The sequence below is a fragment of the uncultured Methanobrevibacter sp. genome (assembly GCF_947170395.1).
Lineage (GTDB): Archaea > Methanobacteriota > Methanobacteria > Methanobacteriales > Methanobacteriaceae > Methanocatella.
The window spans coordinates 1-13472 of the sequence record NZ_CAMVTE010000027.1; the positions used below are offsets into that span (position 1 = coordinate 1).

General features: G+C 33.1%; 14 protein-coding genes and 1 tRNA gene. 5 read left to right on the forward strand and 10 right to left on the reverse strand.

What is annotated here, in order from left to right; all coding sequences use genetic code 11:
* On the forward strand, nucleotides 1-638 hold a 638-nt coding region (locus tag Q0W04_RS07880), incomplete at its 5' end, for a V-type ATP synthase subunit D (RefSeq protein ID WP_298501736.1).
* A gap of 268 nt (nucleotides 639-906) precedes the next feature.
* On the opposite strand, the gene Q0W04_RS07885 is transcribed toward Q0W04_RS07880, so the two are convergent.
* From Q0W04_RS07885 to dnaG, 5 genes are all read right to left on the reverse strand, one after another.
* Nucleotides 907-2091, reverse strand: a complete 1185-nt coding sequence (locus Q0W04_RS07885) for an ATP-grasp domain-containing protein (RefSeq protein WP_298501739.1) — start codon at nucleotides 2089-2091, stop codon at nucleotides 907-909.
* A 30-nt stretch (nucleotides 2092-2121) separates the two neighbouring features.
* Nucleotides 2122-2193 (reverse strand) — tRNA-Gln (locus Q0W04_RS07890).
* A gap of 67 nt (nucleotides 2194-2260) precedes the next feature.
* Entirely contained in the window at nucleotides 2261-2647 is a 387-nt protein-coding gene (locus tag Q0W04_RS07895) for a DUF1284 domain-containing protein (protein WP_298501741.1), read from the reverse strand.
* A 49-nt stretch (nucleotides 2648-2696) separates the two neighbouring features.
* Entirely contained in the window at nucleotides 2697-3302 is a 606-nt protein-coding gene (locus Q0W04_RS07900) for a biotin transporter BioY (protein WP_366938641.1), read from the reverse strand.
* 108 nt (nucleotides 3303-3410) lie between these two features.
* Nucleotides 3411-4646, reverse strand: coding sequence for a DNA primase DnaG (gene dnaG, locus Q0W04_RS07905; protein WP_298501747.1), 1236 nt, complete (start codon nucleotides 4644-4646; stop codon nucleotides 3411-3413).
* Between the two features lie 427 nt (nucleotides 4647-5073).
* Here dnaG and Q0W04_RS07910 point away from each other — a divergent pair, with 427 nt between their 5' ends.
* From Q0W04_RS07910 to Q0W04_RS07920, 3 genes are all read left to right on the forward strand, one after another.
* Nucleotides 5074-5811 carry an RraA family protein gene (locus Q0W04_RS07910; protein WP_298501750.1) on the forward strand — a complete coding sequence of 246 codons (738 nt, stop codon included), beginning with the start codon at nucleotides 5074-5076 and terminating at the stop codon, nucleotides 5809-5811.
* Between the two features lie 110 nt (nucleotides 5812-5921).
* A complete protein-coding gene (locus Q0W04_RS07915) occupies nucleotides 5922-6209 on the forward strand; it encodes a Gar1/Naf1 family protein (RefSeq protein ID WP_298501753.1) in 288 nt (95 codons plus the stop codon).
* Nucleotides 6210-6214: 5 nt separating this feature from the next.
* A complete protein-coding gene (locus tag Q0W04_RS07920) occupies nucleotides 6215-7186 on the forward strand; it encodes a transcription initiation factor IIB (RefSeq protein ID WP_298501755.1) in 972 nt (323 codons plus the stop codon).
* A gap of 100 nt (nucleotides 7187-7286) precedes the next feature.
* Here Q0W04_RS07920 and Q0W04_RS07925 read toward each other — a convergent pair whose 3' ends face one another.
* The 5 genes from Q0W04_RS07925 to Q0W04_RS07945 form a co-directional block, all read right to left on the reverse strand.
* Nucleotides 7287-7475 carry a hypothetical protein gene (locus Q0W04_RS07925; protein WP_298501757.1) on the reverse strand — a complete coding sequence of 63 codons (189 nt, stop codon included), beginning with the start codon at nucleotides 7473-7475 and terminating at the stop codon, nucleotides 7287-7289.
* 7 nt (nucleotides 7476-7482) lie between these two features.
* Entirely contained in the window at nucleotides 7483-8085 is a 603-nt protein-coding gene (locus tag Q0W04_RS07930) for a hypothetical protein (RefSeq protein WP_298501760.1), read from the reverse strand.
* A gap of 187 nt (nucleotides 8086-8272) precedes the next feature.
* Nucleotides 8273-10171: an MJ1255/VC2487 family glycosyltransferase gene (locus tag Q0W04_RS07935; RefSeq protein WP_298501763.1), complete on the reverse strand. Its 1899-nt coding sequence runs from the start codon at nucleotides 10169-10171 to the stop codon at nucleotides 8273-8275.
* Nucleotides 10172-10623: 452 nt separating this feature from the next.
* Nucleotides 10624-11517 (reverse strand): DMT family transporter, encoded by an 894-nt coding sequence (locus tag Q0W04_RS07940; protein WP_298501766.1) that lies wholly within the window; start codon nucleotides 11515-11517, stop codon nucleotides 10624-10626.
* A 7-nt stretch (nucleotides 11518-11524) separates the two neighbouring features.
* Nucleotides 11525-12607 carry a hypothetical protein gene (locus tag Q0W04_RS07945; protein ID WP_298501769.1) on the reverse strand — a complete coding sequence of 361 codons (1083 nt, stop codon included), beginning with the start codon at nucleotides 12605-12607 and terminating at the stop codon, nucleotides 11525-11527.
* 41 nt (nucleotides 12608-12648) lie between these two features.
* Between Q0W04_RS07945 and Q0W04_RS07950 the strand changes: the two genes are divergently transcribed.
* Nucleotides 12649-13458 carry a sulfite exporter TauE/SafE family protein gene (locus Q0W04_RS07950; RefSeq protein ID WP_298501771.1) on the forward strand — a complete coding sequence of 270 codons (810 nt, stop codon included), beginning with the start codon at nucleotides 12649-12651 and terminating at the stop codon, nucleotides 13456-13458.
* Nucleotides 13459-13472: the final 14 nt, after the last annotated feature.

Consider the following 13472-nt stretch of genomic DNA (forward strand, 5'->3'; position numbering starts at 1 on the left):
TATCTCTTAAAAACAGGACTAAACTTGCTGTTAAAGGGCATGGTTTACTCAAAGAGAAAAGGGATGCTTTAATTAAAGAGTTTTTTGATATCTTGGATCGTGTCAAAGGTATTCGTGAAAACGCAGAACTCAGTCTAAAAGAAGCAAACGACGCTTTACTTGAAGCTCAAATTGCAATGGGTGATTTGGCTGTTAGAAAAGCAGCATTATCTGTTAAAGAATCTATTGAAGTTGACATTACTTCAAGAAGTGTTATGGGAGTATCAGTACCTGTAACTGATGTCAAAATGGAAGAAAGATCCATTATTGATAGGGGTTACGGATTCTCTGACACTACAATTCAATTAGACGAAGCTGCTAAAAAATTCGAGGAATCTATCAAGTATTTAATCGAACTGGGTGAAGTAGAAAAAACAATTTATCTGCTCGCTGAAGAAATCGAAGCTACTAAACGTAGAGTAAATGCTTTGGAACACATTATGATTCCAAGATTCCAAAATACTGAAAAGTATATTGATATGAGACTCCAAGAAATGGAAAGGGAAAACTTCGTTAGATTGAAAATGATTAGATCAACAATTGAGAAGAATGAAAAGGCTGCTGCAGCAGCTGAAGAAGCTTCAAATGCAGAAGCTTAAATTTTTCTCTTATCTTTTTATTTTCTTCTATTTTTATTTATTTTTTTAATTAAAGGTTAATTTAATTGTTATTTTTAAAAATAATTTTTATTATTGAGTTACTGTAAAAAAATTTCTTACTAGAAATTCAAGAAAATCGGTGTTAAAATGAAAAGGAATCCTATAGACCAATTTATGAAAGACCCAGATAATAAGGCAAGAGTATTTGTTTGGATAACTTATGGGATGATTGCAACTACTTTTATGATTACATTGGGAGTAATATTATTTATTTTACATCTAGTTGGCTTTTTCTAGCTGCATTTTGAACTTTTTGAGTTGTCAATTCTACTTTTTTATATAATTTTTCAAAATCGCTATCTTTATCAATTATTGTTAGTAATGGCTCTGATTTTTCAGTGATTGAACCGACATGAGGCAGGTCATAAATGTTGTTTAAGTCTATTTTTTCGAATTTGTTTCTGTTTGGTGAGTAAATTATTTTTTTATAGGAATAACATTTTGGTTTTGGAATGTTGATAATCTCTCCTTGACAAGCTTTGATATGGGCATCCAGCATATTAATTCCTAAAGATTTTTCAACACATTCGAATGTTCCCTGAATCCTTGGATTGATTTCGATAACATATAATCCGTTTTCATTAAGGATGTAATCAACACCGTTTGATCCAAGCAGATTAAATTTATGGGCTAATTTTTCAGATGTGATTTCCATTTTTGCATTAATCTCATCAATGTCATTGACATCAGCCATAATTGATTCGTTTGTTAAGGGCAGTATATTTCCTGCATATATGAAACAGTTGTTGGCTTCAAAATCATGCTGGGTCAGTAGTCGTGTGTTGATGATTGTTTTTGCATCACTTTCACTTGCAAGCAGTGATGAACTTACATTGATTCCTGAGACATATTCCTGTAATATGTATTCTCCTTCACTAAATTCATATTCTGTTTCATTATTCAATAGGTTAATGTCATAACCCCCACTTCCTTTAATGGGTTTTAAAATAAATTGAAGGTCTTCATAATTCCCATTTATTTCAATTGCTTCATCTATATCAGTTATATAAAAAGTCTTGGGAGTTAGGAATTCATCTTTAATTTTTTTATAGAATCTGTATTTGTCCTCAATATTTTCAACATCTTTTGTTCCCAAAATCTTCTTTTTGTGTTTGTTTGAAAAATCAGATGGGGAAATGCCTGAGATAGGTATGATGTAGTCAACTTCGTCCAGATAATCTTTAGAAATTTCTAAAATGTTTTCACTGTTGAATTGATCTTCAAAAATGCCGCAGCTTTGATTTTCCTGTTCGTTTAATATGATTTTCTGATTTTTGATTTGAGGAGTATCTGATGAGGAAAAATAACTTGTGGAGAAAATTTCAAAATCAAGTTTCAATGCGCTGTTAAGCATACTTCTTGTATCGATTCCAATAAGCAATAGCTTTTTCATAAAATATCAATAAAAATAGTTAGTTGAAAATAGTCCCGAGCGGAGTCGAACCGCCGTCTCCGGGTCCAAAGCCTAGAAGGATTACCACTACCCTACGGGACTATAATGTGTTGTACATATACAACAATAATATATATTTATCATGTAGTATTTAAACCTATCGGTAATATTATAATTTTTGATAAAATAAGCATTTGTCATGCCATATACATTTAAAACAAACTTTAGACACGCTTTCTTTAGTATTGAATATGGAATCTATTTTTTCAAATAATTTTGGTGCATCATATTCTTTTTTCATGTCTATTTTTTTCAGAACTTCTCTGTCCATGTCAACGATTCTTTTGTTTTGATCATCGTTTTCACAAATGTCGTTTTTCAGATTTGGACATGCTTTGCAGATGTCATCGGGTGAATCTGTAAGGGAGATTTTGGTTGAGTGCAGTTTCCTTTTTAAATTGACATCCTTCATATTTTCAACAAAGTTTTCATCGTATCCATATCCCTGAAAACCTTTAAGGCATAACAAGTGATGTCCTCTTAAAACAAGTTTCATTTAAATCAGTTAAAATAAAAAAAGAAAAAAAGTTATAAAAACTTTTTTTTTAGTCTTTTGGTAAAAACGCTTTAGATACTGAAGCAGCACCTAATATTTTTACAATGTCTCCTGCAATGAACGGAACAAGACCCATCATCAATAAATCAACAACACCTAATGGTGCTGCTTGAGTAAGGCCGGACCATAATGCAAGACCTGCCAATCCTGGAATATAAATTAATGCAAAGTTTGCAATTCCAATAACGATTGCCATTCTTGTAAAATTACGTGCTTTTGCATATCTTTCAGTAATGTATCCTATAAAGTATGATGCAATTACAAAACCAATGAAGAATCCGCAGGTTGAACCTAAGAATATCTCAAGTCCACCGGTCATTCCTCCAAACCATGGTATAAATGCAATTCCAAGTACAATATATAAGATTTGGCTTAAACAACCATATTTTTTACCTAAAAATAAACCAGAACATAATACTGCAAATGTTTGTGCAGTTATAGGAACTGGAGTCCATGGGAGCGGAATAATGATTTGAGCCATTATACCAGTCAAACATGCCATCAAAAGTGACATGAGTAATTTAGTTGCAGTACTAGATTCCTGAATTCTTTCAAAAACGTTTTTTCTGGTACTGTAATAATTATCCATATTGATATTCATTTTTTACCTCCAATTTCCGAATCCTATATAATATTTAAACATTATATTATTTAGTTTTATGTTTTTGCAATAAAAAATATGAATGAGAATATTGTATTCTCATTAGTCAATTGTAATTAATTGAATATTGTTTGGTTTTTTAACAATATTTACTGAATTAAATGCAACCAATTTTTTAATTCCTTTTTGTGATGCAACATCAACCAGCCTTTGGCTGATAACACCGTCAAAGATAACTGCTTCGGCAGATCCGTCTATGTTTTTGATTTCTTCATAGATTTCTTCCACTTCCACTTCTTTAGTCATATTTAATGCTTCATCTAAAATAGCTCCGCTGCCGGTACCTTCGAATTCTTTAAGCATGTCTTTCATTAAGGTAACTTCATCATCTTCGATTACCGGTTCTTGTGCGCGTGGTTCTTCACGTTTGGAGTATTTGTTGTGTTGTTTTTTATGACGTCTGTCGTGTCTTTTGTTATCTTTTTTATTGTTTTCAGAGAAAATGTTATTTGTTGCTAAAAATTGGGTTGTAGGAACTTTATCTCTGAGTGCAATTAATACTTCGTCTTTTTCTAAGTCTTCCACTTCTTTTCCTTTTGGAGCACGGGTAATGTAGTCAACGTCACCAATTTGCAAAAGCTCTTTTAGGATTAATTCTCCGCCTCTGTCTCCATCAACAAATGCGGTGGTTGTCCTTTTTTTACTTAATTCTCCAATGGATTTTGGAACACTGACGCCTTCAACGGCTACTGTATTTTTAATTCCGTATTTAAGTAAGTTTAAAACATCGCTACGTCCTTCAACAACTATAATTGCATCGGATGTGTGGATACTAGGGCCGGCAGGCAAGCGATCATCTCCGTATTCGGAGATTTCATGAACTCTCATTGCTTCCCTTACCTCTTCAATCATTTTCATGCTGGCAGGACCAACGCTTTCAACCATGTTTTTATAGATTTCTTTTGCACGGTTGACTACTTGTTCTCTTTTGACAGCCCTTACATCTTCAACTTTTAAAGTTTTAATTTCGGCTTCACAAGGTCCGACACGATTAATGGTTTCTAGAGATGCTGCGAGTATGGCAGTTTCAACTCTATCTAAACTAGATGGAATAACGATTTCACCTTTTGCTCTTCCGCTGTTGGAATGGATGTTAACTTGTATTCTTCCTATTCTTCCAGTACGTTGGAGCTCTCTTAAGTCTAAATCGTTACTGAGCAAACCTTCAGTTTGTCCGAATACTGCACCGACAACATCAGGTTTTTCAACAATTCCATTAGCTGTAATTTGAGCATGGATTAAATATTTTGTTGTTGTTAATTCTTCACCTTTTCCCATTTTTAAGCCTCCTAAGCTTAATTTAATCGGGATAATTTATGATTTTTGTAAATGTGCATAAATTATACGATAAACTTATTTTCACAGTCTTTAGACCTAATATACACTAAAAAAAGAGCCAATACATTCAGGAGTTTGCTATTAAGGTTAACTAATATTTTCTAATTAGATTGTTTTATTTAAATTTTTAAACTTTATTTAACATTTATTTTCCTTAATATTGATTTTCTCCTGTCTTTGAATTAAATTAATAATAATTTGTAATAATGATATGTAATAAACTCTTGTGAGTGTATAATAATTTTAAGTATTTTGTCTAATACTACAATTAATTAATTTATAAAAACTAATATATAAACTGTGGTATATGATTTGCAATGTATTTTAATAATATCGTATATATTATTATTTAGATGGTGATGATTTTATGTCATTAGGTCCGAAAGATATTTTAAATAAGAATAAAAGTTTGAAAAAACGCATCGATGTGGATAAAATTAACCTGGAAGATGTGACTATTGATGATTTAAGTTTTAACGGTAAGAATTATGATAAATTTATAAATCTGCAGTCCCTGCTTGAAAATGTGTCATCCTGCCAGATTTCCGATGCATATAATGGGATTTCTTCCCGGTCAGGCACCATACAGAATATAAAACCTATCAATAACAGGAAGGTTTGGGGTAAGATCTTTACTGCAGAAACTACAAGTGATGACTGGGGAACATCTGCACAGGCTATTGACAATGCTGAAGAAGGAGACGTCCTATTTTTTAAGGTAGACAATGAGGATAATGCAATTTGGGGTGAATTGGCTTCAAGTTGCGCTCGTGACAATGGCATAAAGGCAACAGTAATTTATGGTTCCGCCAGGGATTTGGATGCGTTGCTTTATATGGACTATCCTGTATATGCAAGCAATTTCTGTCCGAATGCAGGCTCTCCGTTAGGTTTGGGCACATTAAATGAGCCGATTGAGGTTGAGAATACCATTATAAATCCTGGAGATTTTTTCTTTGGTGATGAATCCGGAATTGTTGTAATTCCTCGCAAGTTGTTTGCCAAGACAATGGTTGCCACACTGGCCGTAAAGATAAAAGAGGCAGGCATTATCGAGAGTATAAATAGTGGTAAAACCTTGGGTGAAATCACCGGACTCAAATAGAAAAACATTTAAATAGGGATTAATGTTTATATATAAAGATATCGATACCTTTATATATAACCTATTTCTAATTATATAAGTGATACAGATTTGATTTTAAGTTTGATTTTATGAAATTTTTAGGTAATAGTTTGCATATAGCAAATTCTGGAAAATTAATAGCACGATCTGATAAAACACCTTCACCAGGTGCAATTGTTTATAACAGCAAAAAGAATAAAATTGGTAAGGTCGGCTATGTATTCGGGCCAACGAAAAGACCCTACATTTCTATTCGCCTATTCAAATCAGCAAATAGGAATGAAATTGAGAAAAACTGTGGTGAAAAACTGTTTGTATCGAAACCAAAATCCAAAAAGTCTAGAAAAAGGAGGATGAGAACACGACACAAAAAGTAGAAGAAATGCCAAGAAGAGGACGCAGAAGAGCGAGACAACAAGAAACCCAAGAAGATTCTTATGCACAAGACAAACAAACTATATGTCCGGAATGTGGTTCTACCGAATTGATAGGGGACTACGAAAGAGCTGAAGTTGTTTGTGCACGTTGTGGTTTGGTTATTGATGAAAATCTTGTTGATATGGGTCCTGAATGGAGGGCATTCGACCATGAACAAAGAGACAAACGTACAAGAGTAGGAGCTCCAATTACCTACACTATTCACGATAAAGGTTTATCTACCATGATTGATTGGAGGAACAAAGATATTTACGGTCGTGATATTCCTGCAAGAAACAGGGCTCAATGGTACAGATTGAGAAAATGGCAAAGAAAAATCAGGATTTCCGGTGCAACCGAAAGAAACCTTGCATTTGCATTAAGTGAACTTGACCGTGACTCCTCAAGATTAGGTCTTCCAAGATCTGTAAGGGAAGCAGCATCTGTAGTTTACAGAAGTGCAGTAGATAACAAATTAATCAGAGGAAGAAGTATTGAGGGCGTAGTTGCCGCTTCTCTATATGCTGCATGCAGACGTTGTAACGTGCCACGTACTTTGGATGAAATTGCTGAAGTATCAAGAGTTACCAAAAAAGAAGTTGGAAGAACATACCGTTTCTTGACTCGTGAATTGAACATTAAATTGCCGCCAACTTCCCCGGTTGATTATGTTCCTAGATTTGCATCTGAACTCGGACTTTCCGGTGAAGCACAATCCAAAGCTATTGAAATTATAGAAAAAGCAATGGAAAAAGGATTGACTTCAGGAAGAGGTCCTACTGGTGTGGCCGCTGCTGCATTATACATAGCATCTGTTTTGCTCGGTGAGAGAAAAACACAAAGGGATGTTGCAGATATTGCAGGTGTAACTGAAGTTACTATTCGTAACAGGTACAAAGAATTAACAGAACAATTGGAAATGGGCGTAACCTTATAGTTGCTCATGCATGATTAATTGAAGTAATTTACTTTATTAATCATTCTTTTTTTATTTTTTTAAGTGATTGGATAGTTTTCAATGGTGATTTAATTGGAAATTATTTGTTCTTTTTAGCTATATATTTTGATTCTTTTTCAATTATGCACTCTGCATGATCTCTCAAATCAATTTGTTGGGTTTTGTGGCGTCCGGATTTATTAACAGGTCGAGGATTACTAATTTTTCTTGCTTCACATTTAATTTTGTTGCCTTTTAATTTATCTCCTTTTTTGGTGTAGGTTGTCATTATATCACTATTCCCATTTTTCTATTATTTTTTCTTCAAGTAATTCTTCTAAAATTTCTTCTACGTCGTTAGATTCTAATCTTAATTCATCTGAAATGTCCCAAGAGTCAATAATGTCGTGAGTTTTACAATATTGAATGATTTCTTCTTTTTGTTGTTTTTTAGGAATGTCTCTTAAAGTGATTTCTTTTTCAATTTCATAGTCAGTGTATGTGTTAAAATAGGCTGTCCTGGCCAATAAGTTAACTGTGCTGTTGCTATTCATTTTTACAGCATCTAAATTCTTGTTTTCTATTTCCGGAAAAAGAACAATGGTACTTACATATTCATCCAAAATTGGTTGAATTTCTTTGTATATTCCATTAAAATTGTCTAAAATTCCATTAAAAAACATTTTTTCAGTAACATTGATGTTTACCAATAATTTGGTATCATCGGTCCACTCTAATTTGTCACATAATTCTAGACTAACTTTTGAATTTGGAAAATAATTATTTAGAGGAGTTTCTATTGAATCAAGTAATTTTAGTGTAATTTTATTTGATTCAATGAATTTTTCAATTTTTTCAGGACATTTTAGTTCATATGTACTATTCAATTTTTTTAACATAATCTCTCATCCATTGCTTTATATTGGTAAAATTGTTCTCACTTCGTAATATTGCTTTTAAAGCATATTAAATAAATTCTTTACATGAATAACGAGTATTATGTTTCTTATTATTTAAATAATTATCTAATACAATTTTTTTGAAGTAAATATTGATGTATGGTTGTTGTTTTTACTTGTGGTGGTGTTACAGTTTGGAATATTTTTCAATTCTATAAATTAGTTCACGAACTATTCCGTCATTATTGGTCTTTTTAACTTTGCTTAATCTTTTCTGATATTTTGGAAGTCTTTTTAAGAAATTGGCTACTCTTTTAGCACTCATGACTTCATGATATTCTCCATAACCTAACTTCTGAACGTAAAATCCATTTAATGTTTGCTCAAAGTTTCCAATGGCCGGAACAGAGTATATTGGTTTTTTGAGATGTATCGCTTCGGAAATGAATGTAAATCCTCCGTTACAAATAACTGCTTTTGCTGAGGCCAAATCATCATAGAATTCATCTTCGTTAAAGGATTTATAGGTTAAATTGCCATCGATTTCATCTTTATTAAATCCATAAACGATGAACTGTTCATTTTTAAGTGCTTTGAGTTTGCGAACAAGTTTTTCACTTTCACGGCTTGTCTGATAAACCACAATGTGATTTCCTTCACGTGGCTTTAACTTTAAGATGTCCTCCCGAATGATAGGGGGATAGATTACGGCATTTTTTCGAGGTTTTATTTTTGGGTAAAAAAAGCTGGTCAGTATATGTATTTTTGGATTGACGACATATGTTTTAATTACTCCCTTAGCCTTAAGCATTTCTCCGATATGATCTTTTGGATAGTCTATTTTGGTTTGTGTAATCATATGGATATTGTCCAGGCTGATTAAAGGTATGTTTCTAAGTTTTGAAACCATTGTTGCATATATTTCAAAATCGGTAACGATTACATCGGGTTTCAGTTGGCTTGCTTTTTTGTATAGATTTTCATATCCTACTTTGATGTTGGTCGGATTTCTTTTTATTGCATCCGCAAGGGTTTTTAGGTTGTTTACCTTATTGTTGATATATACTGTATTGAATCCGCCGATTTCATAAACATTGTCAAATTTGGAACTCAAGTATTCATATGCCCGGTCGCTTGAGAATATGTAAACGTCATATTTTTCCTTTATTCGCTCAACGATAACTCCAGTTCTTATTGCATGACCCATTCCTTCACCACAAACACAGTAAAAGACAACTTTTTTGCTTCTTTTGCGATGTTGTGCTTTTACGCTTGTTCTTAGGGTATTGATTCTGTTCATTGAATTGTCATAGTTTTCCTTTATTTCGTTGATTTGCTCGGCTCTTTTTTCCAAATTTTTAAATCTTGATTTGGAAAGTCTTTTCTTTCCATGGTCAAAATTGTAGTCGAGTTCGCTGGCATCTGTTCTTTTTCCTAAAAAATCATTTACGGTACTTTTTCCATACTGTTGGATTAGCGTTTCAATTCCTTCCTCTTCAAGACGTCTTGTGGAAACACCAATTTTTGCATTTCTAAGCACTCTAAAGCGTTCCTCTTTAGCCAACCTTTCAATATAATCAGTGTCTTCACCAAATGTCAGGGTTTCATCAAATCCTCCGCATTTTTCATGAAGTTCTCTTTTGGCTATTATCCCATAGCATCCTGCACCATGGGGCTTTATCTTTTCAACGCTGATCATGAAATAATTTGCAAAATCGTGGAACAGCTTGTCTTCCACCTTATTGGACATAGGTTCCATTTGGGTTATTGCTATTCCAAGCCTTTCCATTCTAAATTCATATAAAACATTTCTCAGATATTCGTCAGTAAGTTTCAAATCAGAATCCAGAAACAGTAAATACTCACCTTTTGCAACGCTCGCACCATTATTCCTACCTACAGCCGGAAGTCCACCATCAACAACTACACATCCGTATTCTTCAGCAATTTCTCTGGTTCTGTCTTTTGAGTTCGCATCAGCTACAATAATTTCATAGTCATCGAAATTTTGGCTTTTTATACTTTCAAGTAAAATTGGGAGGTATTCTTCCTCATTGTATGTAGGTATGATAATGCTGAATATCATAGTTAAAAATTTATTTTATAAACTAATAAATCTTTTCAAAAAATGTCAGATTTTTGATTTGAGGCGTTTTTTCTAATTATCTGGGAAGAAATTTTTTTCCAAGACAACATTTTTTTTGATAATTTTCACATTTTTAAAAAATTCGCCGTTTGTAAATATCATAGATTTTATTTGTTGGTTTTAAAAAATATTGATTAACATTTTCAGATTTTTTGAAAAAATTATTTTCAATATTCACTTTCCATTTTAGCTTGATATTGCTCAGTTACTGTATGAAAATTCTCGCCTAGTAAATGAGGATTTTCAATATGTTCTTGATTTGTCAAGCTTGATGATTTTATTTTTTTAATTGAAGAATGAATATGGTTTATATTGTTAAAATAAATATTATTATCGGTTATTTTTAAATACATTGGTTGTGATACATTTACAGTTGAAATGCACCTCTCTCTTTAGTTTTCAATTTCACTTTCTTTTCTTGACAGCATCATCATTGCAATGATACTTAAGATAAAACCGCAAAACATCAGCGCTGTCGGTACTTCAGAATATATCAAAAATCCAAACATCAATGCAGCAAAGGGTTCTGCTCCCGAAAGCAAAATTGAAGAGGTTCCGGAGTCGATATATTTCAGACTCAAGGTTGAAAAGATATATGGGAGTGCAAATGAAAATGTGGAGTGCAGTATTAAAAACAGTATTGTTAATGTCGGATTGATTGAAACAAACTCGCCAATCTGGCTGAAATCTGTAAAGGGGGTTAAAGCGATTGAAATGAAAACAACGGAATAAATCAAAATGGTATATGTATGGTTTCCACATTCAATTGATTTTTTTGAAGCCATAAGATATACTGCCCAGAACAGTCCCGCTCCAATTCCTGAAACTATTCCAAATATTGGAATTGAAGTTAAACTGTCTTCCAAAACTCCTGTCATAAGCAGACATCCGAATATTGCCAATACCATGCAAATTAGCTTTTTGGATGTGATTTTTTCACCGAAAAGAAGGTATGCAAATATAAGTACAAAAATTGGTGCCAGTGACAGCAGAACTGCTGCAAGGGACAATGGAATTGTGTTCATTGACTCGTTGTAACATAAATTCAGCCCTATGATGCATATTGCACAGATTATGAATAGGGGGATGTCAGATAAATCTATCTTGATTAATTGCCTGTCGGTTAAAAGTATTGCCATTAATATGGGGATTATGGCTATTGAAAACCTTAAAAAAAGAAGTGTGGTTGCATCGATTCCATTTTGGGTTAAAGTGCGCACAAATATTCCGCTTGACCCAAACATCACTCCCGCCAGGATCGGTAAAATTAAATAAAGTTTCTTCATTGTATCATCATAAATATGAATAGATGTTCCATGAAACGGTATAATACTCACAGGAATTGTTCAGAGGAGTCTTCAGGTCATTTAAAAGTTGCATTTCGTTATATGAGGAATCAATTTTATAAACTGTTTTATTTAAACCGGTTTGATTTTCATGACTTATTGATTCGACATTGATGTTTGCCAAATCAATGTCTTGGGTGGGATTTGCAACTTCTACAGTATAATAATCCGGTTCTGCCCCAGCAAAAGCCACAGTAAAGCGTAATAATACGAATAAAATCACAACAAAATAAATTAAGCATCGGTTAAATATTAATCTTGTTTTGCTGAAGTTTCGATTTTTGTAAACCGGAGGGTTCTTTTTGTTTTCTGTAAGTAATTTTTCATCTTTCAGTACTTTCCCAACAATGTAATTTATGTAATAACCGTTTCTATATATCAGGTAAAGTCCAAAGAGTCCGACATAAGAGGGTGTTGCAAACATGCCTCCGTCTATGATTCCAATAATCAGGCAACTTGAAAAGAAAGCAAGCAATAAATTTATACACCATGGTCTTTTTTGACTTGCTAGGACAATGGTCATGACTAGTATTGGAATGAGTAAAATTACTAAAAAACTGAAACTTGGAAGGTACTGATATAGACCAACGCCTGTGTTAATGCCACTTCCAATAAAAGGTCCAATTATCTGAGTTAAAACCTCTCCTAAAATGGACTTTAATAGGTGAGTATGCAAAATGCTTGTAGTACTCATTGTGCTAGTCATAGATGCAAAAATAGTGTTAAGCTTAATGCCCATTTGCAGCCTAAAGAGGACTTCCAAAAATATTCCTAAAACTAATGTTACAAAACCAATCACTATTGAAATCTTCAGGTATTTGGTTGTGTCAATATCCTTTTCAATTACCTGAGACAGTATTAAAAATAATCCTAACAGTCCAAAAAAGATAATGTCCTTTCCTTTTGATGATCCCATCAGGAATAAATATGTAATTGGTCTTATGATTGGAGTTAATGCATCGGTGATGAAGATTACACCAGCAAATAATATAAATAGAATTCCAATCAGGATAGTTTTATTAAGTTTCATTAACAATAATTTAATATTAATACTTTAAATAAATGATGTTTATGTTTCCAATCGAATATTTCATAGGTTTAATTTTAATAGGTATCTGTGCAGGATTTGCATCCGGCCTTTTAGGTGTGGGTGGGGGATTTTTAATTGTTCCTCTCCAATACTTTCTGTTAAAGTATATTGGGGTCGAACCTGGTTTGGCTATTTTAATTTCATTTGGTACAAGCTTGGCCATTATCGTTCCAACATCTCTAAGCGGTGCTTATAGACATTCCAAAAACTTGGATGATATTGTTAAACCAGGGATTCGTTTGGGTATTTTTGGAATAATTGGCGGTGCGATTGGAGGATTTGTAGCCTCAGGACTTCCTTCAAGAGTTTTGGAAATAATCTTTGGATGTTTATTGCTTTTTATAACCCTCAAAAATATCGTTGATATCAACAAGGAAAGGGAAGATGCCAGAATTCCATTCAATTTGCTTACAACAGCAATTATCGGTCTTTTGGTTGGTTTTTCATCAGGTCTGTTGGGTGTTGGTGGAGGAGTATTTTTAATTGCAATATTGACTGCACTTTTGGGTTTTTCACTAATAGAAGCTATCGGAACATCTTCTGTTTTTATTTGCCTAACTGCAATTGGCGGATTTTTATCGTATGTTGTATCCGGATGGGGAGTTTCGACATTTCCGTACTCAATTGGCTATGTCAGCATTATTAATTTTATTTTAATAGCCTGTTTTTCAGTTCCAATGGCATCATTGGGCGCTAAAATGGCCCATAAGGTTCCGCAAAAGAAATTAAAAATAGTATTTTCCATTCTTGTGTTCTATATGGCATTGAAAATGTTGGGTGTTCTGCCTTAAAAAAATTAGATTTT